This window comes from Pseudomonas sp. GW821-FHT02C04 (assembly GCF_059421845.1).
This window is the reverse complement of sequence record NZ_JBWKVT010000004.1, coordinates 278909-303246: the sequence shown is the minus strand read 5'-3', so window position 1 is coordinate 303246 and position 24338 is coordinate 278909. Positions and strand designations below refer to the sequence as shown.

20 protein-coding genes are annotated in these 24338 nt (G+C 61.6%); 1 reads left to right on the top strand and 19 read right to left on the bottom strand.

Features of this window, described 5'->3' with window-relative positions; genetic code table 11:
• Window positions 1-184: 184 nt before the first annotated feature.
• The 17 genes from mdoH to hutC all read right to left on the bottom strand — a co-directional run bounded on the left by mdoH (window position 185) and on the right by hutC (window position 21667).
• Window positions 185-2755 (bottom strand): glucans biosynthesis glucosyltransferase MdoH, encoded by a 2571-nt coding sequence (mdoH, locus tag AC07VV_RS17045; RefSeq protein ID WP_495036890.1) that lies wholly within the window; start codon window positions 2753-2755, stop codon window positions 185-187.
• On the bottom strand, window positions 2748-4562 hold the full coding sequence (locus AC07VV_RS17040; protein WP_495036889.1) for a glucan biosynthesis protein G: 1815 nt from the start codon (window positions 4560-4562) through the stop codon (window positions 2748-2750). The genes mdoH and AC07VV_RS17040 overlap by 8 nt, the downstream gene beginning before the upstream one ends.
• Window positions 4563-4883: 321 nt before the next feature.
• A complete protein-coding gene (dtd, locus tag AC07VV_RS17035) occupies window positions 4884-5321 on the bottom strand; it encodes a D-aminoacyl-tRNA deacylase (RefSeq protein WP_065260939.1) in 438 nt (145 codons plus the stop codon).
• Window positions 5318-6289: a prolyl aminopeptidase gene (pip, locus tag AC07VV_RS17030; RefSeq protein WP_096819940.1), complete on the bottom strand. Its 972-nt coding sequence runs from the start codon at window positions 6287-6289 to the stop codon at window positions 5318-5320. The genes dtd and pip overlap by 4 nt, the downstream gene beginning before the upstream one ends.
• A gap of 103 nt (window positions 6290-6392) precedes the next feature.
• Window positions 6393-7298 carry an alpha/beta hydrolase gene (locus tag AC07VV_RS17025; RefSeq protein ID WP_495036888.1) on the bottom strand — a complete coding sequence of 302 codons (906 nt, stop codon included), beginning with the start codon at window positions 7296-7298 and terminating at the stop codon, window positions 6393-6395.
• On the bottom strand, window positions 7298-8245 hold the full coding sequence (locus AC07VV_RS17020) for a choline ABC transporter substrate-binding protein (RefSeq protein ID WP_495036887.1): 948 nt from the start codon (window positions 8243-8245) through the stop codon (window positions 7298-7300). Before AC07VV_RS17020 ends, AC07VV_RS17025 begins: the two co-directional genes overlap by 1 nt.
• 190 nt (window positions 8246-8435) lie before the next feature.
• Window positions 8436-9236 (bottom strand): N-formylglutamate deformylase, encoded by an 801-nt coding sequence (gene hutG / locus AC07VV_RS17015; protein ID WP_495036886.1) that lies wholly within the window; start codon window positions 9234-9236, stop codon window positions 8436-8438.
• 10 nt (window positions 9237-9246) lie between these two features.
• On the bottom strand, window positions 9247-10452 hold the full coding sequence (gene hutI / locus AC07VV_RS17010) for an imidazolonepropionase (RefSeq protein ID WP_495036885.1): 1206 nt from the start codon (window positions 10450-10452) through the stop codon (window positions 9247-9249).
• A 130-nt stretch (window positions 10453-10582) separates the two neighbouring features.
• The gene (hutH, locus tag AC07VV_RS17005) at window positions 10583-12115 is read right to left on the bottom strand and encodes a histidine ammonia-lyase (RefSeq protein ID WP_495036884.1); all 1533 of its coding nucleotides are present in this window, start codon (window positions 12113-12115) and stop codon (window positions 10583-10585) included.
• A 129-nt stretch (window positions 12116-12244) separates the two neighbouring features.
• Window positions 12245-13768, bottom strand: coding sequence for a histidine ammonia-lyase (hutH, locus tag AC07VV_RS17000; protein WP_495036883.1), 1524 nt, complete (start codon window positions 13766-13768; stop codon window positions 12245-12247).
• A 77-nt stretch (window positions 13769-13845) separates the two neighbouring features.
• On the bottom strand, window positions 13846-14676 hold the full coding sequence (locus AC07VV_RS16995) for a quaternary amine ABC transporter ATP-binding protein (RefSeq protein WP_102622793.1): 831 nt from the start codon (window positions 14674-14676) through the stop codon (window positions 13846-13848).
• Complete coding sequence (locus tag AC07VV_RS16990) at window positions 14673-15524, bottom strand: ABC transporter permease (protein ID WP_096819948.1); 852 nt, start codon at window positions 15522-15524, stop codon at window positions 14673-14675. Before AC07VV_RS16990 ends, AC07VV_RS16995 begins: the two co-directional genes overlap by 4 nt.
• Window positions 15525-15594: 70 nt before the next feature.
• Window positions 15595-16563: an ABC transporter substrate-binding protein gene (locus AC07VV_RS16985; protein ID WP_495036882.1), complete on the bottom strand. Its 969-nt coding sequence runs from the start codon at window positions 16561-16563 to the stop codon at window positions 15595-15597.
• A gap of 70 nt (window positions 16564-16633) precedes the next feature.
• Window positions 16634-18106, bottom strand: a complete 1473-nt coding sequence (locus tag AC07VV_RS16980; protein ID WP_495036881.1) for a purine-cytosine permease family protein — start codon at window positions 18104-18106, stop codon at window positions 16634-16636.
• 81 nt (window positions 18107-18187) lie between these two features.
• Window positions 18188-19870: a urocanate hydratase gene (gene hutU, locus AC07VV_RS16975; protein WP_495036880.1), complete on the bottom strand. Its 1683-nt coding sequence runs from the start codon at window positions 19868-19870 to the stop codon at window positions 18188-18190.
• A gap of 494 nt (window positions 19871-20364) precedes the next feature.
• On the bottom strand, window positions 20365-20934 hold the full coding sequence (locus tag AC07VV_RS16970) for a HutD/Ves family protein (RefSeq protein WP_495036879.1): 570 nt from the start codon (window positions 20932-20934) through the stop codon (window positions 20365-20367).
• Between the two features lie 22 nt (window positions 20935-20956).
• Window positions 20957-21667: a histidine utilization transcriptional repressor HutC gene (hutC, locus tag AC07VV_RS16965; RefSeq protein WP_173861404.1), complete on the bottom strand. Its 711-nt coding sequence runs from the start codon at window positions 21665-21667 to the stop codon at window positions 20957-20959.
• Window positions 21668-21812: 145 nt separating this feature from the next.
• Between hutC and AC07VV_RS16960 the strand changes: the two genes are divergently transcribed.
• A complete protein-coding gene (locus tag AC07VV_RS16960; protein ID WP_495036878.1) occupies window positions 21813-23177 on the top strand; it encodes a formimidoylglutamate deiminase in 1365 nt (454 codons plus the stop codon).
• Window positions 23178-23225: 48 nt separating this feature from the next.
• Here the strand turns inward: AC07VV_RS16960 and AC07VV_RS16955 are convergent, their stop codons facing one another.
• Entirely contained in the window at window positions 23226-23795 is a 570-nt protein-coding gene (locus AC07VV_RS16955) for a lipocalin family protein (RefSeq protein ID WP_102622652.1), read from the bottom strand.
• Between the two features lie 31 nt (window positions 23796-23826).
• Window positions 23827-24081, bottom strand: coding sequence for a hypothetical protein (locus AC07VV_RS16950; RefSeq protein ID WP_007952486.1), 255 nt, complete (start codon window positions 24079-24081; stop codon window positions 23827-23829).
• Window positions 24082-24338 lie beyond the last annotated feature (257 nt).

The following is a 24338-nucleotide window of genomic DNA, read 5'->3' as shown; positions in this document are numbered from 1 at the left end:
TTTGCGGCGCGAAAACCGACAGAGGTGGACAAGATTGTCCGGGTGCGCCAATTCGGGGACGGATGCTAACGCACTCGATTTTTTGCACAAGGTTTAATGGACGATTTGTTTAACAATCAAGGGCCGGGGTGAGAGGCGCCTTTAATCGAGAACAAAAAAAACCCCGCTTTCGCGGGGTTCTTCATCAGGCCGGTTGCGCCTGCAAGCTCACAGGCTTGAGCGGCAGCAACGGCGCATGGGGATCGGCTTTCACCGAGGCCCGCCACGCGTCCAGCCACTCGGCGTGACCTTCGGCCCACACCTGCTCGTGCAGACGGGCCAGGGCGACCGGGTCGCTCAGCAGTTGCAGGCGATCATGGTTGTTCAGCCCGGCCGGGCCAACCTTGATCGCGTGACGCACACGCTCCTGACGCAGCCATTCGATCGGCTCGGCCTCACCGTGACGCGAGGTCGCCAGCGAGCACGCCAGGGCGTTCTGCTGCGGGTCGACCACGGCGCGGACAAAGCCGTCGTTCAGCGCATGCCAGCGGTTTTCGTGGGTGTACTGATCAGTGGCCAGCAGCGCCTGTGGCGGATTGTATTCCTCAGGGATGAGGAACAGGCTCTCGTCACGGGACTTCAGGCCCAGGCCCACACGGCTGGAAATCACCGACACCGGAATCGACAGCATCAGCGAACCGACGATCGGCACCAGCCACCACAGGAAGCTCGGGTTCAGCCAGATCACCAGCAGCGCCCAGAGGAAGCCCAGCAGGGTCTGCGGACCATGACGCTTGACCGCTTCGCTCCATGGCGTGGAGTCGTCGTCACGCTGTGGCGAGTTCCAGGTCGCGGCCCAGCCGAGGAACGCGGCGAGGACGAAACGGGTGTGGAAAATCATCCGCACCGGCGCCAGCAGCATGGAGAACAGCATCTCCAGCAGCATCGACAGGGTCACCTTGAACTTGCCGCCGAACTCTTTCGCGCCTTTGGCCCAGATCAGGATGATGCTCAACAGCTTCGGCAGGAACAGCAGCACGATGGTCGTCGAGAACAGTGCGACCGCTTTATCCGGGTGCCATTGCGGCCACAGCGGATAGAGCTGACGCGGCTCCATGAAATACTGCGGTTCCATCAGCGTGTTCACCGCCAGCAGCGCGGTGGACAGCACCAGGAAGAAGAACCACAACGGCGCCGACAGGTAAGACATCACGCCGGTCAGGAACACCGCACGGTGCACCGGATGCATGCCCTTTACCAGGAACAGACGGAAGTTCATCAGGTTGCCGTGGCACCAGCGACGGTCACGCTTGAGTTCGTCGAGCAGGTTCGGCGGCAGTTCTTCATAGCTGCCCGGCAGATCATAGGCAATCCACACGCCCCAGCCGGCACGGCGCATCAGCGCAGCTTCAACGAAGTCATGAGAGAGGATCGCACCGGAGAACGCACCTTTGCCCGGCAACGGCGCCAGGGCGCAGTGGTCGATGAACGGCTTCATGCGGATGATCGCGTTGTGACCCCAGTAGTGGGATTCACCCAGCTGCCAGAAGTGCAGGCCGGCGGTGAACAGCGGACCGTAAACGCGAGTGGCGAACTGCTGCATGCGTGCATACAGCGTGTCCATGCCCGAGGCACGCGGCGCGGTCTGGATGATGCCGGCGTCCGGAGTGGCCTCCATCAGGCGTACCAGACTGGTCAGGCACTCGCCGCTCATCACCGAGTCGGCGTCGAGCACGACCATGTACTTGTAGTCACCGCCCCAGCGACGGCAGAAGTCGTCGAGGTTGCCGCTCTTGCGTTTGACGCGACGGCGACGGCGGCGATAGAAGATCTTGCCGAAGCCCTTGGCTTCACGGCAGACGTCCAGCCAGGCCTGCTGTTCGGCGACGCAGATATCGGTGTCGTTACTGTCGCTGAGCACGAAGAAGTCGAAGCGATCCAGGTCACCCGTGGCCGCCACCGACTCGAACGTCGCGCGCAGACCGGCGAACACCCGAGGCACGTCTTCGTTACAGATCGGCATCACCAGTGCGGTGCGCGCGTCTTTCGGAATCGGCTCGTTACCGGCGCTTTTACCGGAGATCCGGTATTTATCGTGACCGGTGAGCAACTCGAGGAAGCCCATCAGCGCGGTCCAGAAACCGGCCGATACCCAGCAGAACAGAATCCCGAACATGATCAGGATGCTGGTCTGCAGCGCATACGGCAGCACTTGCGTGGCGGTTTGCAGCAGCGGTTGATGCAGGACTTCTTCCAGATCGACGAACGACCAGCCCTGGTACGGCATGATGCCTTTCATGTACCAGCCGGCGACGATGGTCTGACCCAGCATCAGGATCAGCAAAATGTAGCGACGGATCGAACCGACAGTGCGCCAGCGCGCAGCCGGCAGCACGTTTTCGTCTTTCGGCGGTTGCGGCGGGTTGGTCCGGCCGGTCAGGCGGCGCCAGCCACGCACCAGGATATTGGTGCGCCATGGCTCCGGCACGACCTTGGTCCGACGAATCGGTGGAGTGGCCTTGAGGCGGACTCGACCGCTGGCGTCTACGCCCAGCATTTCCGCGTCTTCCAGCTCTTCGGCGGTGCTCAGGGTCAGGCGCTTTCCGACCGAAGCCTGGGCGGCTTCGGTCGGCGCGTCGAACGTCGAGGACGACAGGCGTTCATGCAATTCGCTGAAGGACTGGCAGCCCGCGAGTTCCGCGCGCTGCTCGTCGGTCATCGGCAGATGCGCCAGGTACTCGGACAGAGTCTCTGGCTGTACTTGAGAGTTACTCATCGGCAGGCAACTGATAGCTCCAGGTCTCGGTCAGGACTTCTTCAGTCGGTGCCGATTCCGGTGTGGCTGGGGCCGCGTCCGCAGCGGCTGGCTGCTTGGCGTCTTTGTTGGCCTTGTCCTTGGCGTCTGTCGCTGGCTTGGCGTCGGCCTGTTTGGCTTCGGCGGCCTTGGCTTCCTTGTCGGCTTTCTCTTGTTGCTTGGCGGCGACCTTGTCGGCCTTGGCAACCGAGGAGTTGGACGCCGGCAGCGAGGTCTTGGCCAGATCGGCCGGGACGATGTTCTGCACCAGTGCGGCACGCATCTCGGTCGACTTGCTCGCGTCCTTGATCTTCATCCGCAGGGTCAGGCGCCAGCCCTTGGTTTCAGGGTTGTAGCGCACGCTGTTCTCGACCAGTTCGGCGTTGTCGCCGACGCTGACCTGGCTGCGAACGTCCGCATCCGGGGCCAGGGCCGCCAAGGACGGGCCTTCGAAATCGACCAGATAGGCAACGCTGCCATCCGGCTGACGGATCAGGTTCGATTGCTTGACGTCACCGGTCGAACGCAGGGTCTGCTTGACCCAGGCGCTGTCCGGCGCGTGAATCGCCGCTTCGTCCATGGTCCAGTGCATACGATAGGCGAAGTCCAGCGGCTGGCCTGGCTCCGGCAGTTTTTCCGGGTTCCAGAACGCAACGATGTTGTCGTTGGTTTCGTCGGCGGTCGGGATCTCGACCAGATCGACGGTACCTTTACCCCAGTCACCCTTCGGCTCGATCCAGGCGCTTGGACGCTTGTCGTAGCGGTCGTCGAGGTCTTCGTAGTGGCTGAAGTCACGGCCACGTTGCAGCAGACCGAAACCACGCGGGTTCTCGACGCTGAACTGGCTGACAGCCAGATGTTTAGGGTTGTTCAGAGGGCGCCAGATCCACTCGCCGTTGCCGGCATGGATCGACAGACCGCTGGAGTCGTGCAGTTCGCGACGGTAGTTGAGCACTTTCGACGGCTGGTTGGCGCCGAACAGGAACATGCTGGTCAGCGGCGCGACGCCGAGCTTGCCAACCTTGTCACGCAGGTACATCTGGCCTTTGACGTCGACGATGGTGTCGCTGCCAGGACGCAGGATCAGACGGTAGGCGCCGGTGGCGCGCGGCGAATCGAGCAGAGCGAAGATCACCAGGTGCTTGTCGCCCGGCTTCGGCTGCTGAATCCAGAACTCGCGAAAACGCGGGAATTCTTCGCCCGATGGCAGAGCGGTATCGATCGCTAGACCACGGGCCGACAGACCGTAGGTGTGCCCCTTGCCGACGACGCGGAAGTAGCTCGCGCCCAGCATGGTCATGATTTCGTCTTGCTTGTCAGCCTTGTTGATCGGGTACAGCACACGGAAACCGGCATAGCCCAGTTGTTCGGTGGCCTTCGGATCGAACTGCAGATCGCCGAAATCGAAACGGCTCGGATCGTATTTGATCTCTTCGACGGTGTTCGCGGTGATTTCGTTGATTTTAACCGGCGTATCGAAGTGCATGCCCTGATGATAGAAGGACAGCTTGAACGGGTTCTTCTGGTCGGCCCATTCGGCTTTTTCGGTGCGGAAACGAATCTTTTGATAGTCCGCGAACTTCATGTCACGGAATTCGTTCGGCAGGTTGCTGCGCGGGGCTTCGAATTTCTGCCCGGCCAGCTCTTTGGCCTTGGCCGACACATCGTCTAGATTGAATGCCCAAAGCTGGCCGGCGCTGAGCAGGCAGAGTACTGCCGAGCCCGCTACCAGAGCGCTGCGCAAGCGTTTGGCAGACAATTTTGCTGCATTACAGGGACTAACAATCACGAGCAACCCTCGCCGAAAACAGATCAATAAACCAACGGCCAGATGAAGTGCCTGTGAGGGATTCGGTACAAAAAAACCGACCTTTCAGGGCACCCTTGCCAAGTTGGCGAGCATTGTTCCGACTCCGCTGGGTCAAAATGATTCCCCAATCGGATCCGGACAAGTCTCTACCTAAGTCAAAATGGACCAACGAACGCTGATCCCCGTAGCGCGCGATTATCTAGTAGCCCGCGTGACAACGCATCAGGGGTAACAAAGTATTTATCGCGAAAATTCCCTGTTTTCAGTCGAAAAGCCCTTAAAAAGTTGTTTCAAGCACTTTCATGTCTGTAACAGGAAGGTTACCGGGCCATCGTTGACCAGGTGCACCTGCATATCCGCGCCGAATCTACCTGATGCCACAGTGCCATGCATCTGTTTCGCTTTGCTTAATAGATAGTCGAACAATTCCTCGCCCAGCGCCGGAGGGGCAGCGGTCGAGAAACTCGGACGCAACCCGCTTTTGGTGTCGGCAGCCAGGGTGAACTGAGAGACCAGCAGCAGCCCGCCGCCCACATCCGCCAAAGACAGATTCATCTTGCCTTCGGCGTCACTGAATACTCGATAGTTAAGCAGCTTATGCAGAAGTTTGTCGGCGCTGGCCTGCGTGTCGTCGGGTTCGACCGCCACCAGCACCAGCAAACCCTGATCGACGCTGCCGACCACCTCCCCCGCCACTTCGACCCGCGCGCCTTTCACGCGCTGCAAAAGCCCCTTCATGCTTCTTCGGGCGGCAGGTCGAGCAGGCGCCGGGCCATGTTGCTGGCGGCGCGGACCAGCGCATCAGTGATGCCCGGTTCGGACGCGGCATGACCGGCGTCGCGGATCACCTGCAGCTCGCTGTTCGGCCAGGCCTGATGCAGTTCCCAGGCATTGTCGAGCGGGCAGATCACGTCGTAGCGGCCGTGGATGATCACACCCGGCAGGTGGGCGATCTTGCCCATGTCGCGAATCAACTGGTTCGGCTCAAGGAAAGCGTTGTTGGTGAAGTAGTGGCATTCGATCCGCGCAATCGACAAGGCGCGCTGCGGCTCGGAGAAACGGTCGACCACCAGCGGGTTCGGCCGCAGGGTCGCGGTGCGCCCTTCCCAGGTCGACCAGGCCTTGGCCGCATGCATCTGGGCGATCTGGTCGTTGCCGGTCAGGCGTTTGTGGAAAGCGCTGAGCAAGTCATCACGCTCGTCCAGCGGGATCGGCGCGATGTAGTCCTGCCAGTAATCGGGGAACAGACGGCTGGCACCGGCCTGGTAGAACCATTCGATTTCTTGCGGGCGGCAGAGAAAGATCCCACGCAAGATCAGACCATGCACGCGCTCCGGGTGGGTCTGCGCGTAAGCCAGCGCCAGGGTCGAGCCCCAGGAGCCGCCGAACAACACCCATTTCTCGATGCCCAGGTGTTTGCGGATTCGCTCGAGGTCTTCGACCAGATCCCAGGTGGTGTTGTTTTCCAGGCTGGCGTGCGGCGTGGAGCGACCGCAACCGCGCTGGTCGAAGGTGACAATGCGATACAGGTTCGGATCGAAGTAGCGACGGCTCTGGGCATCGCACCCGGCACCCGGGCCACCATGGATGAACACCACCGGCAAACCTTCCGGTGAACCGCTTTCGTCGACGTACAGCGTATGGGTGTCGTCGACGGCCAGATCGTGCCGTGCGTGAGGTTTGATCTGCGGAAACAAAGTCTGCATTGCGCGCTCCGTAAGGGTCGAGGTCATCCCTGGGGGGACTTCTATTATTCTGCCGTCCGGCATCATAAACCCGATTTACGTCAATGAGCATGCCCGTGCGCTGTCACAATTTGTCAGCCATGAACCCCAGCAGGTTTTCGTAGAGCCGATCGACTTCGGCGACCTGATGCCGCGCCCGCAGGCAGCCGTGAACCAACCCTTCGCCGTAATACAGCGTGACCTCGCCCCCGGCGGCGGACAGTCGTTCGGCGTAGCGCACACCGTCGTCGCGCAACGGATCGAACTGCGCCACGCCGATCCAGGCCGGGGGCAATCCGCTGAAGTCATCAGCGAGCAACGGCATGGACCAGGCATTCGGTTGTGGCGTGCCGCGCAGGTACAACGCGTGATAACAGTCCACGTCGTTGCTGGTCAGTAACGGCGCATCGGCGCATTCGCTGCGTGACGGCAGATGTTCGTCGCCGCCCAGTCCGGGATAGATCAGCACCTGAGCGCCGGGCAGAGGCTCGTCGGCATCGCGCAAAGCCAGGCACAACGCGGCGGCGAGAGTGCCACCGGCGCTGTCGCCGGCCACCAGCATCCGCTCGCGGTCGAAGCCGAACGATCCGTCGCGCAAGGCACGCCAGACACTCAGGCAATCGTCGAACCCGGCGGGAAAGGGATGCTCGGGAGCAAGCCGATAATCAACTGCCACCACCATTGTCCCCAGCGCCATGGCCAGTTCGCAGCAGATGAAATCGTGGGAGTCGAGCCCGCCGACTACCCAACCGCCACCGTGCAGGTACACCACACAGGATGGTGACGCAGCAGACGGGCGATAGGCGCGAACCGGCACCGCCCCCAACCGAAAGTCCTCCACCTCAAGCCCTGCCGGTCGCGGCGGGGTGAACGCCCGGCACATCTCGTCATAGCCCCGGCGCAATCCAGCGAAGCTGCTGTCATCACTGGCGAAGCTTTCGGTTCTGGCGACAAACGCCGCCATCGCCGGAGAAAGTGGATAAGTGCCCATCAGTTTTTCAGACTGGCCTGAACCGTGGCCACGCCATCCTTGCCGTCGAAACTGCTGACACCCGCCAGCCAGCGCTGCAAATCTTCCGGGTGCTCACGCAGCCAGTTCTTTGCCACTTCTTGGGGTGTCTTGCGCTCCATGATCGGCACCATCAACTGGCTTTCCTGAGCGGCGGTGAAGGTCAGGTTTTCCAGCAGTCGATGGACGTTGGGGCAGCGCTCGGCGTAGTCCGTCGAGGTGACGGTGGAAACGGTGGCGGCGCCTTCGTTCGGGCCGTAGACATCGTCGCTGCCGGTCAGGTAGGTGATTTTCATGTTGATGTTCATCGGGTGCGGGGTCCAGCCGACGAACACCACGAATTCCTTGCGGTTCACCGCCCGCTGCACGGCGGCGAGCATGCCGGCCTCACCGGATTCGATGATCTTGAAATCCTTCAGACCGAAATGGTTGGTTTCGATCATGGTCTTGATCGTGGTGTTGGCGCCGCTGCCGGGCTCGATGCCGTAGATCTTGGCGCCTAGCTGATCCTTGAACTTCGCGATGTCACCAAAGGTTTTCAGCCCCGCCGCCGCGACATAGTCCGGCACTGCCAGCGTCGCCTGAGCGTCGGCCAGGCTTGGCTTGTCCATCACTTTGACTTGATTGGCAGCGAGGAACGGCGCGATGTTCTTGTCCATCGCCGGTTTCCAGTAGCCGAGGAAGATATCCAGACGCTTGTCGCGGATGCCGGCAAAGATGATTTGCTGCACGGCGCTGGTCTGTTTGCTTTCGTAGCCGAGACCATTGAGCAGCACGTCGGCCATGCCGCTGGTGGCGATCACGTCGGTCCAGTTGACCACACCCATGCGCACGGCCTTGCAGGAAGCGTCGTCATTGGCCATGGCGCCGGCGCTGAGCAGCGCACTGCCGGTGAGGATTAACGCACAACGAGTGAACAGTTTTTTCATGTGGGATCGTCTCGTGCGGCAGCGGTTTATTGTTCGGATCGGTGTCTTCTTGCACCGTGGCCGAACATTACGCAGCAGACGAGACGGAAAAGCGACCTGTGGCGACCGGGATTTGCACGGTGGCGACTGTTTGGCTATGCCCCCGATGCAGCTCGTTCCCACGCTCTGCGTGGGAACGATCACGACAGACTCAGTTGTAGTGCTTTTCGCCCCAGGCGAGCAGCCCTTGCAGCAACTCCTTGAGCACCACCCGCGTCGGCTCCGCCAGATCGGCGCGGTAGCGGAACGGTTCGAACTCTTCCATATAGGTGCACTGGCCCAGTTCCAGTTGCACGGCGTGGATGTTCTCGGCCGGGTTACCGTAGTGACGGGTGATATGGCCGCCCTTGAAGCGTCCGTTCAGCACATGGCTGTAATCGCCGTGGCGTGCGCAGATCGCTTCCAGTTGCGTGGCCAACTGCGGATCGCAACTGGCGCCGTTGAAGGTGCCGAGGTTGAAGTCCGGCAGCTTGCCGTCGAACAGGTGCGGGATCACCGAACGGATCGAATGCGCATCGAACAACAGTGCGTAGCCGAACTCGGCCTTCAGCCGCGCCAGTTCTTCCTGCAAGGTGCGGTGGTACGGGGTCCAGATCTGTTCCAGGTACGTCGCACGTTCTTCTTTCGACGGTTCCTTTCCTTCCTTGAACAACGGAATACCATCGAACAGCGTCGCCGGGTACAGGCCCGTGGTGGCACCGACGTACATCGGTTTGTCGTCGGACGGCCGGTTCAGGTCGATGACGAACCGCGAGTACTCGGCCGCCAGCGTGCTGGCGCCCAGTTCGGCGGCGAAGTCGTAGAGCTGCGGAATATGCCAGTCGGTGTCCGGCAGGCTTTTCGCGTCCGGGATCAATCCGGCCTCGACGACCGGCGTCAGGCGCACACCCGCGTGGGGCATGCTGATCAGCAGCGGCACGCGACCTTGTTTGAAATTCAGAACCTTATCCACAACCGTTCTCCTACAGACTTGATTCAACGCCGTGACGCACGACGCGTTTGTCCAGTTCACCACCCAGCCAGTACGCCAGATCCGCCGGCCGGTCGATGTGCCAGGCGACGAAATCCGCCACCTTGCCGACTTCCAGCGAACCGTGGGTATCGGCCATGCCCAAGGCTTGCGCCGCATGAATCGTCGCCCCGGCCAGGGCTTCTTCCGGGGTCATGCGGAAACAGGTGCAGGCCATGTTCAGCATCAGGCGCAACGACAGCGCCGGCGAGGTGCCGGGGTTGAGGTCGCTGGCAATGGCGATTTTCACTTTGTGTTTGCGCAGGGCTTCCATCGGCGGCAACTGGGTTTCGCGCAGGAAGTAGAACGCGCCCGGCAGCAACACCGCGACGGTGTCGGATTCGGCCATGGCGATCGCGTCGTCTTCATCCATGAACTCCAGATGGTCGGCGGACAACGCGTGATAGCGCGCGGCCAGACTGGAGCCGTGCAGCGACGACAATTGCTCGGCGTGCAGCTTCACTGGCAGACCCAGCTTTTGCGCGGTGATGAACACCCGCTCGACCTGCTCCGGGGAGAACGCCAGGTATTCACAGAAGGCATCCACCGCGTCCACCAGCCCTTCGGCAGCCAGCGCGGGGAGCATCTCGGCGCAAATGTGCTCGATGTAATCGTCAGCGCGATCCTTGTATTCCGGCGGCAATGCGTGGGCGGCCAGGCAGGTGCTGCGCACGCTGATCGGCAGCTCGGCGGCGAGGCGACGGATGACCCGCAGGATCTTGCGTTCACTGGCCAGATCGAGGCCGTAGCCGGATTTCATTTCGACCGTGGTCACGCCGTCACGCATCAGGCTTTTCAGGCGTTTCGCGGCGCTGGCGAACAGTTCGTCTTCCGAGGCTTCGCGAGTGGCGCGCACGGTGCTGGCGATGCCGCCGCCGGCTGCTGCGATTTCCGCGTAGCTGACGCCTTGCAGGCGTTTCTCGAACTCACCGCTGCGGTTGCCGCCGAACACGGTGTGGGTGTGGCAGTCGATCAGGCCGGGGGTGACCCACGCGCCTTGCAGATCGTTGACCGCCGGGTATTCGCCGGACGGCAATTGAGTGCGCGGGCCGATCCACTCGATGTGTGCACCGGACGTCACGATGGCCGCATCCTCGATGATCGAGTAGACGCCTTGCGCCATGGTTGCGACGTGGCAGTGTTGCCAGAGGGTTTTCATCCCAGGTCCTCGTCTTGCGATCGTTCCCATGCTCTACGTGGGAATGCCTCAAGGGACGCTCCGCGTCCAGTGACGCGGAGCGTCACGGGCTGCATTCCCACGCGGAGCGTGGGAACGATCGGTGGTGGGGTTAAAGGCTCGGCAGCAGTTTCGCCGGAACCAGTTCAGTCAGAATGCGCGAAGCCAGAAGCTCGGTCGCTGCATTGATGTCCGGCGCGAAGAAGCGGTCCTTCTCGTAGAACGGTACTTCGCGACGCAGAATCGCCCGGGCCTTTTCCAGTTTGGTCGAGGTCTTCAGGCCGTTGCGCAGATCCAGACCTTGCGCCGCCGCCAGCCACTCCACCGCGAGAATCCCGCGCGTGTTCTCGGCCATTTCCCACAGGCGCTTGCCGGCGGCCGGGGCCATCGACACGTGGTCTTCCTGGTTGGCGGAAGTCGGCAGGCTGTCCACCGAATGCGGATGGGCCAGCGCCTTGTTCTCGCTGGCCAGTGCGGCCGCAGTCACTTGGGCAATCATGAAACCGGAGTTCACGCCACCGTTGGCCACCAGGAACGGCGGCAGTTGCGACATGTGCTTGTCCATCATCAGCGAGATGCGACGCTCGCTCAGGGAACCGATTTCAGCGATGGCCAGCGCCATGTTGTCAGCGGCCATGGCGACTGGTTCGGCGTGGAAGTTACCACCGGAAATCACGTCGCCTTCAGCCGCGAACACCAATGGGTTGTCGGACACGGCGTTGGCTTCGATGACCAGCACTTCAGCGGCCTGACGGAACTGAGTCAGGCACGCGCCCATGACTTGCGGCTGGCAGCGCAGCGAGTACGGATCCTGCACCTTTTCGCAGTTCTGGTGCGAGTCGGAGACTTCGCTGCGTTCGCCGAGCAGATCGCGGTAAGCGGCGGCGGTGTCGATCTGGCCTTTCTGGCCACGGGCAGCGTGGATACGGGCGTCGAACGGCGAGCGCGAACCGAGCACCGCTTCCACCGTCAGACCACCCAGCGCCAGCGCGCCAGCGAACAGGTCTTCACCTTCGAACAGACCGCGCAAAGCGAATGCTGTAGAGACCTGAGTACCGTTGAGCAGCGCCAGACCTTCTTTGGCAGCCAGCGTCAGCGGGGTCAGACCAGCGACTTTCAGCGCCTCGGTGGCTTCCATCCACTCGCCCTTGTAGCGCGCCTTGCCTTCACCCAGCAGCACCAGCGACATGTGCGCCAATGGCGCGAGGTCACCGGATGCGCCCACCGAACCTTTCAACGGAATGTGCGGATAAACCTCGGCGTTGATCAGGGCGATCAGAGCATCGATCACCACGCGACGGATGCCGGAGAAACCACGGCTCAGGCTGTTGACCTTGAGCACCATGACCAGGCGCACCAGCTCATCGCTGATCGGCTGGCCGACGCCGGCGGCGTGGGACAGCACCAGCGAGCGCTGGAGGTTTTCCAGGTCTTCGCTGGCGATGCGGGTCGAGGCCAGCAGGCCGAAACCGGTGTTGATGCCGTAGGCCGTGCGGTTCTCGGCGAGGATCTGCTCGACGCAGGCGACGCTGGCTTCGATCTGCGCCGAGGCGCTGTTGTCGAGGGTCAGCTTGACCGGGTTCTGGTAGACATCACGCAGTTGGGCCAGGCTCAGTTGGCCGGGGATCAGGTTCAGCGCAGTCATTTATGTGCTCCTTTTGTGAGTTCGTCTCTTGAATAAAGAGAAACTACCAGTCGCTCCGGAGCATTCCGTTATCCGTCGCCTCTCGTCTTTTGGACGATCCGCGCCTTGGCACGCTGGTATGGGCAGTTGTCAGTGCAAATTCGGCAGTACGTGGTGCAGCAAATCCGAGTCCTTCAACACGCTCGCGGCAGCGGCGATATCCGGCGCCAGCCAGCGGTCCTGATCGTAGGCCGGGACCTTCTCGCGCAGCAGTCGCCACGCCACATCGGTGCCGGCGCCGAAGCGTTGTTCCTTGAGAAATTCAAACGCCTGGGCCGCGAGCAGGTACTCGATGGCGAGGATCTGCGTGCAGTTTTCCAGTGCGCGGTGCAGCTTCAGCGCGGCGTTGGTGCCCATGCTCAGGTGGTCTTCCTGCAGGCCCGAAGTGACGTAATTGTCGAGCACCGCCGGTTGCGCCAACTGGCGGTTTTCCGCGCACAGCGACGCGGCGACGTATTGCACGATCATCATCCCGGAGTTCACCCCCGGATTGGCCACCAGAAACGCCGGCAGACCGCTGACATGCGGGTTGATCAGTCGATCCAGACGCCGCTCGGCAATCGAGCCGATTTCGGCCATCGCGATCGCCAGCAGATCCGCCGCCAGCGCCACCGACTGCCCATGCGGGTTGGCCTGGGACATCACCCTGAAGTTGTCCGGTGTGCCCAGCAGCAACGGGTTGTCAGTGCAGCCGTTGAGTTCGGTTTCGATCTGTTTGATCGCGTGTTCCAGCTGATCGCGCGCGGCGCCGTGCACCTGCGGGATCGAGCGGATGCTCAGCGCATCCTGGGTGCGAATGCCTTTGCTCGTCGCAATCACTTCGCTGCCATCGAGCAGCGCCCGCAGATTGACGCCGACTTGTTGCATGCCCGGGTGCGGCTTGAGCGCGATGATCTCGGCGTCGAACGCGGCGATCTGGCCGCGCTGCGCTTCGAAACTCATGGCACCGACCACGTCCGCCCATTGCACCAGACGCGTGGCATCGGCGATGGCCAGGCAGCTGAGACCGGTCATGCACGGCGTGCCATTGACCAGGCACAAACCGTCCTTCGCGCCGAGTTGCAGCGGTTGCAGGCCTTCTTCGGCCAGCGCTTGCTGCGCAGAGACAACCTGCCCGCGATAGCTGACATTGCCCACGCCCAGCAGCGCGATGCCGATGTGCGCCATGTGGGTCAGGTAACCCACCGAGCCCTGGGACGGCACTTGCGGGGTGATGCCGCGATTGAGCAGCGCCAGCAGCGCTTCGACCACTTGGCGATGAATCCCGGATTTGCCGTGGCTGTAATTGCGGATCGCAGCGCACATGATGGCGCGGGTCTGCTCGTCGGCCAGCACCGGGCCGACGCCGCAGGCATGGCTGAGCAAGGTGTTGCGCGACAACTGACTGAGCTGCTCGCCCTGCAGCGAGACGTTGGACAAACCGCCCAGCCCGGTATTGACGCCATAAGCACGTTCGCCGCTGGCAACGATGCGCTGGACGATGCCCTGAGCATTTTCGATGCGCGCCCAGGTCTGGGCCGACAGCTCGAGCTGCGCGCCGTGACGGGCTACCGCGACCACATCCTGCCAACGCATCGGGGCGTCGGCGATAACGATTTTTTCAGCCTGGGACATCTAAAACCTCTTTAACCTGATCGTCACGGAATACATTCCCACGCAGACGGTTCGACGCCTCGACGCGGGAACGAACCTCAAACCACCGCCGCCCGCCGCTGCACGAAGCGGTCAACATACTCGTCCGCCGGCGAGTGCAGGATCTCTTTCGGCGTACCGACCTGGATCAGGCGGCCGTCCTTGAGGATCGCGATGCGGTTGCCGATGCGCACAGCCTCGTCGAGGTCGTGGGTGATGAAGACGATGGTCTTGTGCAGGGTCTTTTGCAGCTCCAGCAACTGATCCTGCATCTCGGCGCGGATCAGCGGATCGAGGGCACTGAACGCTTCGTCCATCAGGATGATGTCGGTGTCCGCCGCCAGGGCGCGGGCCAGGCCGACACGCTGGCGCATGCCACCGGAGAGCTGGTGCGGGTATTTGTTTTCGTAGCCTTTGAGGCCCACGGTGTTGATCCAGTGCAGTGCGCGTTCGGCGCACAGCTGCTTGGTCTCGCCGCGCACTTTCAGGCCGTAGGCGACGTTGTCGAGGACGGTCTTGTGCGGCAGCAGGCCGAAGCTCTGGAACACCATGCTGATCTTGTGCCGGCGAAATTCGCGCAGGGCTTCCATGTCGTATTGCAGGATGTCCACGCCATCCACCAGGATCGCGCCGCTGGTCGGGTCGATCAGGCGATTGAAGTGGCGCACCAGCGTGGATTTGCCGGAGCCGGACAGGCCCATGATCACGAAGATCTCGCCGGTGCCGATGCTCAGGGACAAGTCGTTGACCCCGACCACGCAACCGGTTTCGTTCAGCACCTGATCCTTGGTCTTGCCCTGGCCGACCATCGCCAGGGCGTCCTTGGCGCGGTTGCCGAAAATCTTGAAGACGTTTTTGACTTCGATCTTGCTCACGGTTGCGTTGTTCATTTGCTCACCTCATGCCGTGGCCGACCATACGCCTGGGTAATGCGGTCGATGACCACTGCGAGAATCACGATCGCCAGACCGGCTTCAAGACCGCGTCCGACGTTGAGGGTCTGGATGCCTACCAGCACGTCTTCACCCAGGCCACGGGCGCCGATCATCGAGGCGATCACCACCATCGACAGGGCCATCATGGTGGTCTGGTTGATACCGGCCATGATGCTCGGCAGGGCCAGCGGCAGTTGCACGCCGAACAGCTGCTGCCAGCGGTTGGCGCCGAAAGCGTTGATGGCTTCCATCACCTCGCCGTCGACCTGGCGGATGCCCAGATCGGTCAGACGGATCAGCGGCGGCGCAGCGTAGATCACGGTGGCGAAAATCGCCGGCACCTTGCCCAGACCGAACAGCATCAGCACCGGGATCAGGTACACGAAGCTGGGCATGGTCTGCATGATGTCGAGCAGCGGCATCAGGATCGAACGCAGGCGATTGCTGCGCGCCGAGAGAATCCCCAGCGGCACACCGATCAGCACCGAGATGACCGTGGCGACCATCATCAGCGCCAGCGTTTGCATCAGTTTGTCCCACAGGCCGACGGCGCCTACCAGGAACAGCAAACCGACGATCACGGCGGTGGTCACGACTTTGCGCGTGGCGTGCCAGGCAACGCCCGCGACGATGGCCAGCATCAGCCACCACGGCGCTGCGCGCAGCAGGCCTTCAAGGTTGACGATGGCCCACAGCAGGGTGTCGGAGATATGGCGGAACACGTCGCCGTAGTTGGTGACCAGTGCATCGACCCAACCGTTGACCCAGTCGGCGATGGAAAACGTAAAGCGTTCGGGAAACATAAGAGACTCTCAATCAAGGGGTTGCGATCAAGCGTCCGACTGCCGTTGCCGGCAGCCGGTGAAGCTCGACCTACAAGGCCGCGTCGATTTTCTTGGCTGCGTCGTCGCTCACCCATGCGTGCCAGACTTCAGGATGTTCCTTGAGGAAGATTTTCGCCAGCTTCGGCGACTCGATCCGCTCCTTGGTCATGCGACCCAGGTTCTGGTTCAACAGGTCGATCGGCAGGTTGACCTTTTCCAGCACGGCCACCAGCTCCGGCGCTTCCTCGTGGAACGTCTTGGACAGGCCGACCTTGATGGTCACGCGCTTGTCGACGCCCGGTTTCTCTTCCAGTTTGACCGCGTCGATCTGGCCCATCAGCGGGGTTGGCGACCAGTAGTAGAACAGGATCGGCTCGCCACGCTTGTAGCTCGACAGCACCGCCGCATCCAGCGCCGGGCCGGTGCCCGGGCGGAAGTTGGTGTAGGTGCTTTCCAGGCCGTAGCTTTTCAGCATTTCGCTGTTGTCCAGCTCGCAGGTCCAGCCGGCCGGGCAGTTGTAGAAACGGCCTTTGGACGGCTCCTCGGCATCCTTGAAGATTGCCGAGTATTTGCCCAGATCAGCGATGTTTTTCAGGTCCGGCGCCTTGGCTTCGATCTTGCGTTTGGCATCGCCTTCGATCACGTAGCGCGGCACGTACCAGCCTTCAATCGCACCGACGACCGGCGCGCCGACACCGACGACCTTGCCGGCCTTCTCGGCCTTGTTCCAGACCTCGCTGCGGCCGACCCACTCTTCGGCGAACACTTGAATATCGTTGCTGCTCAGGGCGTTTTCCATGGTGATGGAGTTGCCCGGCAGGCTGTCGGTCTTGCAGTCGTAACCTTTCTCCAGCACGACTTGCAGCACGTCGGTCAGCAACATCGCGCTTTCCCAGTTCAGGCCGGCGAATTTCACCGGTTTGCCGGATTCGCACCAGCCGGCAGCCTGGGTGGCGCCGGCACTGGCCAGCAGGCCCATGGACAGCAATGTGGTCAGCAGGGTCTTGTTCGATTTCATTGTTGTGACGCTCCTAATCATGAGTTGGCTTACGGCAGTCAAGAGGCATCCAGCCCTGTCCACGTCCAAATCAGGCCTGCGCCGCAGCGCGACCGGCCCCGCTTGCTTTAGGTTGTACAACGCTGTTCTGCTCGACCGGCAGAATCAGTTGATCGGGCACGCTGCCGTGCCATTTCTTTGCGCACACGTAGTACAGCGCGGCGGGCAGCACCAGACCGATGATCCACGAGATATCCACATCACCCAGCGCGGCCACCAGCGGACCGGTATAGAACTTGGTGGAAATGAACGGCAGCTGCACCAGCACACCGAACACGTAGACGCTGATACCGAGGAGGTTCCAGCGGCCGTAGCGACCGTTCGGATCGGCCAGCGCCGGTACGTCATAGCGCTCGCGGGTGATGCAGTAGTAGTCCACCAGGTTGATCGCGCTCCACGGCGTGAAGAACGCCAGCAGGAACAGGATGAAAGACTTGAACGCCCCGAGGAACGAGTGCTGGCCGAGCAGCGCCATCAGCGTCGCCGCACCCACGATGACCAGCACGAACACCAGACGCTGCATGCGCGTTACTTTCAAGTCACCACGGAAACCGCTGATGATGGTCGCAATGCACATGAAGCTGCCGTAGGAGTTCAGGGTCGAGATGGTCACCTTGCCGAACGCGATGCTGAAATACAGCAGCGCCGCGGTGGCACCGGTGCCGCCCAGACCGACGATGTAAGCCACTTCATGGCCGGCGAATTGCCCGTTGGCCGAAGCCGCCGCGAACACGCCGAGGATCATCGCCACCTGCGCGCCAATCACCGAACCGGCACCGGCAGCGAAGAAGGTTTTCACCGAAGAGGTCTTGCTCGGCAGGTAACGCGAATAGTCCGCCACGTAAGGGCCGAAGGCGATCTGCCAGGACGCCGCCAGCGATACCGCCAGCAGGAAGCTGCTCCAGCTGAAGTGACGGATTTCCAGAAGTGCGCCGACATCCACCTGACTCATCAGACGGCTGAACAGATAAACAAAAGCAATCACGCCAATGACACTGGCGATACGGCCGATCCAGTGGATCACCCGATAGCCGAGCACCGTGACCACGACGATGACGCTGGCGAAAAGCAGGATGCCGACGGTGTCGCTGACACCAAACAACTGGCCCAGCGCCTGACCCGACAGCACGGTGCCGGTCGCGGTGAAGCCCAGGTACATCAGGCACACCAGCACGATCGGAATCGCCGCGCCATAAACCCCGAACTGCACACGGCTGGAGATCATCTGCGGCAGGCCCAGCTTCGGTCCCTGCGCCGCGTGCAGCGCCATGACGCCACCGCCCAGCAGTTGACCGATCAACAGACCGATCAGCGACCAGAACACGTCACCACCCAGCACCACGGCCAGGGCCCCGGTGACGATTGCGGTGATTTGCAGGTTGGCACCCATCCACAGGGTGAACTGACTGAATAGACGACCGTGTCTTTCCGCTTCCGGGATGTAGTCGATCGAACGCTTTTCGATCAACGGTTTGTTGCTTGCACGATCGGTGTTGCCAGCCATGATTCAACCTCTGTGGATTGTTCTGGGTTTTGTTGTTGTATTGGCTTGAGCGGGAGCGAGCATGCTCGCTCCCGCCGGTTTTTATTTGCCGGTGATCATCGGCAGGTTCAGCCCTTGCTCCTTGGCGCAGTCGATGGCGATCTGGTAACCGGCATCGGCGTGACGCATCACACCAGTGCCCGGGTCGTTGTGCAGGACGCGAGCGATACGCTCGGCCGCTTCATCCGTACCGTCGCAGACAATCACCATGCCCGAGTGCTGGGAGAAACCCATGCCGACGCCGCCGCCGTGGTGCAGCGACACCCAGGTCGCGCCGCTCGCGGTGTTCAACAGCGCGTTGAGCAGTGGCCAGTCGGAGACCGCATCGGAGCCGTCCTGCATCGATTCGGTTTCGCGGTTCGGGCTGGAGACCGAACCGGAGTCGAGGTGGTCACGACCGATCACGATCGGTGCCGACAATTCGCCGCGACGAACCATTTCGTTGAACGCCAGGCCGAGCTTGGCGCGCTGGCCCAGGCCGACCCAGCAGATCCGCGCCGGCAGACCCTGGAAGCTGATGCGCTCGCGGGCCATGTCCAGCCAGTTGTGCAGGTGGGCGTCGTCCGGGATCAGCTCTTTGACCTTGGCGTCGGTCTTGTAGATGTCCTGCGGATCACCCGACAGCGCCGCCCAGCGGAACGGGCCGATGCCACGGCAGAACAGCGGACGGATGTAGGCCGGGACGAAACCCGGGAAGTCGAAAGCGTTTTCCACGCCCTCTTCCTGAGCCATCTGGCGGATGTTGTTGCCGTAGTCGAAGGTCGGGATGCCTTGCTTCTGGAAGTCCAGCATGGCTTTGACGTGCACCGCCATCGACTGCTTGGCGGCTTTGATTACAGCGGCCGGTTCAGTCTTGGCGCGGGCGCGATATTCGTCCCAGGTCCAGCCGGCCGGCAGGTAACCGTTGAGCGGGTCGTGGGCGCTGGTCTGGTCGGTGACCATGTCCGGACGCACGCCGCGACGGACCAGTTCCGGGAGGATTTCCGCGGCGTTGCCCAGCAGGGCGATGGAGATAGCCTTGCCTTCTTTGGTGTACTTCTCGATGCGGGCCAGGGCGTCGTCGAGGTCTTTGGCCTGCTCGTCGACGTAACGGCTTTTCAGGCGGAAATCGATGCTCACCTGCTGGCATTCGATGTTCAGCGAGCAGGCACCGGCCAATGTTGCAGCCAGTGGCTGGGCGCCACCCATGCCGCCGAGGCCGGCGGTCAGGACCCAGCGGCCCTTGAGGTTGGAGTTGTAATGCTGGCGACCGGCCTCGACGAAGGTTTCATAGGTGCCCTGGACGATGCCCTGGCTGCCGATGTAGATCCAGCTGCCAGCGGTCATCTGGCCGTACATGGCCAGGCCCTTGGCGTCGAGTTCGTTGAAGTGTTCCCAGGTCGCCCAGTGCGGCACCAGGTTGGAGTTGGCGATCAGTACGCGCGGCGCATTGCTGTGGGTCTTGAACACGCCGACCGGCTTGCCGGATTGCACCAGCAGGGTCTCGTCGTCGTTCAGGTTGGTCAGGCTTTCGACGATCTTGTCGTAGCACTCCCAGTTACGCGCGGCGCGGCCGATGCCACCGTAAACCACCAGCTCTTTCGGGTTCTCGGCCACTTCCGGGTCGAGGTTGTTCATCAGCATGCGCAGCGGCGCTTCGGTCAGCCAGCTTTTGGCGGTCAGCGTGTTGCCGCGCGATGCACGGATTTCGACGTCACGATATTTTGTAGGCTTATTGTCAGTCACGAAAAAGACTCCTCAGCGATCAATTCAAACCAACCCTGGCGATGGGCAAGCGGCTTGTGCGCTTCAATGCGCGACAAGCGAATCAGGGACGCTGCGGAGAACCTCTAACGACTCATACGCATACGTCTTTACTTGTACATACAAGCATATGCAATCGAGCGGCCAACTTGTTGGAGGGCTGTTCAACAAAAATGCCGGGCACGGCTGGAGGACGCCTGAATCAAGGGTTGTGGCGTGTATGAATTTTTTCGCGAGGTTGGTTTGAGCAAGCAGGAGGCTGGTTCATAAACGTGGTTTTGCGCCACGCTGGGGCGTTCGGTAACAAGTTGGTGCGCTGAGGGAAACAGGACTTGAAATGCGAATGTGGCGAGGGAGCTTGCTCCCGCTGGAGACCGAAGGGCTCCCAGTTCTGGCGAATACCAGCCTGGGGCCGCTTCGCAGCCCAGCGGGAGCAAGCTCCCTCGCCACAATGTGTTTTTACATGCGCAGAAGTATCAGTGTGCAGTCAGTTCGATCACACAGCAGCCCGCGTTGACGGCGATTTCCACCAGACCGGTGTTGCCGTCCAGTTGCAGGCAATCATGCCGGCCAAGTTGCGAAGCGCTGTCACCGACCGTCACTTCCAGCAACTCGCTGACGCTGAAGACGAGAACAGTGGCGGCGGAGCTGAAAAACCGTTGCTCGTCATCCAGCCACTGCAAACGCGCGCTGTAGCGCTGCGGTGCGTAGATCAGGTTGAAATCGCGAATCGCGCCGCCGAGCAAGGTGCAGGACACCTGGCTTTCACCGCTGAAGGCAAACGGGTCGAGGGGTAACAGCGGCCGAGTGTCGTCACCGTCGACACACAAGGTCATGCCATCGCCCTGCAACACCGTGATCACCCGTTGATAACCGGTGAACGTCGAGAAGCCGCCGGATTCGGCGATGTCGGCAATCGACAGACGCCAGCCGAAGCCGTCAAGGCCGGCACCGGCGTCACGGGTGATTTCTTCGGTGCTGCCGCCGCCGTTTTTCCACGGCATGCGCGGGTAACCTTCGGCGCGTAGAACCTTCAACTCGCTCATTTATGCTCTCTATTTATGCTTTTTATTTATGAAACCGACCTTCCAGACGATGACGGGAACCGGGGTGAATCAGACGCGCCGCCGTCACCGGCTGACGGCCCGACCACGTACGGCGACGGATCAGCAGGCACGGCTCGCCTTTTTCGATCTGCAGCAATTTGCATTCGGTCGGCTCGGCGAGGATCGCTTCGACCACATGCTCGCCTTCGGTCAGCGGCGCGACCTGGTTCAGATAGGCGTAAGGCGTTTGCAGGGTGAAGTCCTGCTTGAGGTATTCCGGAGCGACCAGCGCGTTGACGAAACGGTCTTCGATCTGCACCGGAATATCGTTTTCGTAATGCACGATCAGCGAGTGGAACACCTTCTGCCCTTCGCGCATGTCCAGCGCCAGGGCGCGCTCGGAACCGGCGGCCTCTTCTTCCAGGGTGATCACCTGGCAAGTGTGGCGATGGCCACGGGAGGCGATTTCGTCGGCGATGTTGTGCACCTCGAACAGCGCGGACTGGCTCTTCGGCTCGGCGACGAACGTGCCGACGCCCTGCATGCGCACCAGCAAACCGTCGGCGGTCATTTCCCGCAGCGCGCGGTTGATGGTCATGCGGCTGAAGCCCAACTGGCTGACCAGCTCGCTTTCCGACGGCACGCGGTAATGCGGCGGCCAGTTACCACTGTCGATCTGCTGGGTGATCATCTGTTTGACGCGGGCGTACAAGGGCGCCGGACTGTCGCCCATGTTCGCGGCCAACGGAGAGACTGGAGGCGGAGTCGGCACGGTGGATCCCTGTTCATTGGATAAGGTTGCTAGCTTGCCGGAGTTTACCGGGCAGGCAAACGTCTGTATATGTATATACAAATAACACACGATGGGGTGCTGAACCATGTCCGCCTTCTTTGCCGAACGCGCGCTGCTGCCTAACGGATGGGCCAACAATGTACGTCTCGAGGTCAGCGCCGAAGGCGTGTTGACCCGAGTCCAGGCCGATTCCACCGCAGATGGCGCCGAACGGTTGGGCGGCCCGCTGCTGCCGGGGATGCCGAATCTGCACTCCCACGCGTTCCAGAGAGCGATGGCCGGGCTGGCAGAAGTGGCCGGTAATCCCAACGACAGTTTCTGGACCTGGCGCGATCTGATGTACCGGCTCGTCGGAAAAATCAGCCCGGACCAGCTCGGCGTCATCGCCCGTCAGCTGTACATCGAAATGCTCAAGGCCGGTTACACCTCGGTCGCCGAATTCCATTACGTTCACCACGATCACAACGGTCAGCCCTATGCCGATCCGGCCGAACTGGCGTTGCGCATCAGCCAGGCCGCGAGCTCCGCCGGCATCGGCCTGACGCTGTTGCCGGTGCTCTACAGCCACAGCGGTTTCGGTGGCCAGACACCGAACGAAGGCCAGCGCCGCTTCATCAACAGCACCGAAAACTACCTGAAACTGCAATCACGCCTGCAACCGCTGCTGGCTCAAGAAAAGGCTCAGTCGCTGGGATTGTGTTTCCACTCGTTGCGCGCAGTCACGCCGCAGCAGATCAGCGAAGTGCTGGCGGCCAGCGACAAGCAATGCCCGGTGCACATCCACATCGCCGAACAGCAAAAGGAAGTCGACGACTGCCTGAGCTGGAGCGGTCGCCGTCCGCTGCAATGGCTGTACGAAAACACCGAAGTCGATCAGCGCTGGTGCCTGGTGCACGCCACCCACGCCAATCCGGAAGAAGTCACGCTGATGGCCAAGAGCCGCGCCATCGCCGGCCTGTGCCTGACCACCGAAGCCAACCTTGGCGACGGGATTTTCCCGGCGGTGGATTTCCTGGCTCAGGGCGGACGCATGGGTATCGGCTCCGACAGCCACGTGTCGTTGAGCGTGGTGGAGGAACTGCGCTGGCTGGAATACGGCCAGCGTCTGCGTGATCAACGGCGCAACCGCTTGTATGGCGCGGATCAGCCGATGGTCGGCCGTACCTTGTACGACGCGGCACTGGACGGTGGTGCCCAGGCGCTGGGCCAGCCAATCGGCGCGCTGGAAGTCGGCAAACGCGCCGACTGGATTGTGCTCGATGGCAACGATCCATATTTGGCCACGGCCAGCGGTGACGGGATCCTCAATCGCTGGCTGTTTGCCGGTGGCGACCGTCAGGTGCGCGATGTATTGGTCAACGGTCAGTGGGTCGTGCGTGACGGGCGACATGCCGGGGAGGAAGACAGCAATCGCGCCTTCACCCAGGTCCTGCGAGACCTTTTGGGCTGACACAAAAAAACCTGTGGAGGGCAACCTCCACAGGTTTTTTGTTGCGCGTCAGTTGGACGTCTTGGCCATCTGCTGATCCGACGCCCGCCAGATCAATCGCGTGGTGTCGTAACCCTGCTGACGCGCCTTGCTCAGCAGTTCTTCGCGCACCACACCGTTGACGGTCGGCGTGCGGGACAACAGCCACAGGTAACGTCGGCTCGGGTCGCCAACAATGGCGGTCTTGTAGTCGTCACTGACGTACAGCACCCAGTATTGACCCTTCGCCGAACCCGGAATCAAGCGCGAGAACCAGGTATCGAACTCGACCCACAATTTGTCGGTCTTGCCCGGCACCTGTGGATAAGCCGTGCCCTTCACCTCTTCCCACTGCCAGTCCTTGGTCAGGCAACGATTGAACACGCCGAGGTTGCCGTCAGGCTGGAGGCTGTAGCGGGCTTCGGATTGCGCACAGTTGCGCTGGAAATACATCGGCAGCCGCGCCAACTCGTACCAGGTGCCCTGATAACGCTTGAGATTGACGCTGTGGACTGTCTTGGGCGCCAGCGGATCTTCACCGGTCGTGGCGCAGCCGGCCAATACCAGGCCGGCAAAAAGGACAAGCAATAACCGCTTCATTGTTTTTCTCCCGTGGGCGCGTAGCCCCGGTTTACTTCAGGCCTTGGCCGGAAAACATCAACACTTTGTCACCGGCGTACTGCACGCTGATAAAGCTGTTCTTGTCGCCCCAGGTGCAACTGGACATGCCGAGCGCGCCCGAGCAATCGGTGGGCTTGCCGAGCAGCGTCTCCACTTCGGCCTTGGCCATGCCGGCCGAGAGCTTCGAGTAGTTTTCCTGATTGACCTTGCTGCATGCGGCCAACAGCACGCAAAACGACAGAAGGGCGATAGATCGCAGCGACATGGTGTAACTCCTGGAACGGAAGGGGGATGGCATGGCGCCAACCAGAAGCTTAGAAGAGAAAACCCCTGTCTGGTTCCCTGGGCACATGGCTATTTGTTAGCCCGCTCGTCCGGCATTCATCGGCAAATCAGACACTTTGTAGGGCTATTGAGCATTTCGTCGCCTTTCGCAAAAGCCGCCTAATCTTTGGCGCGCCGCGGTCGAAATAAGAGCAGCGCAAAGCCCGATAGTGTGGCAAATTGCCGCCCTTTCTTGAC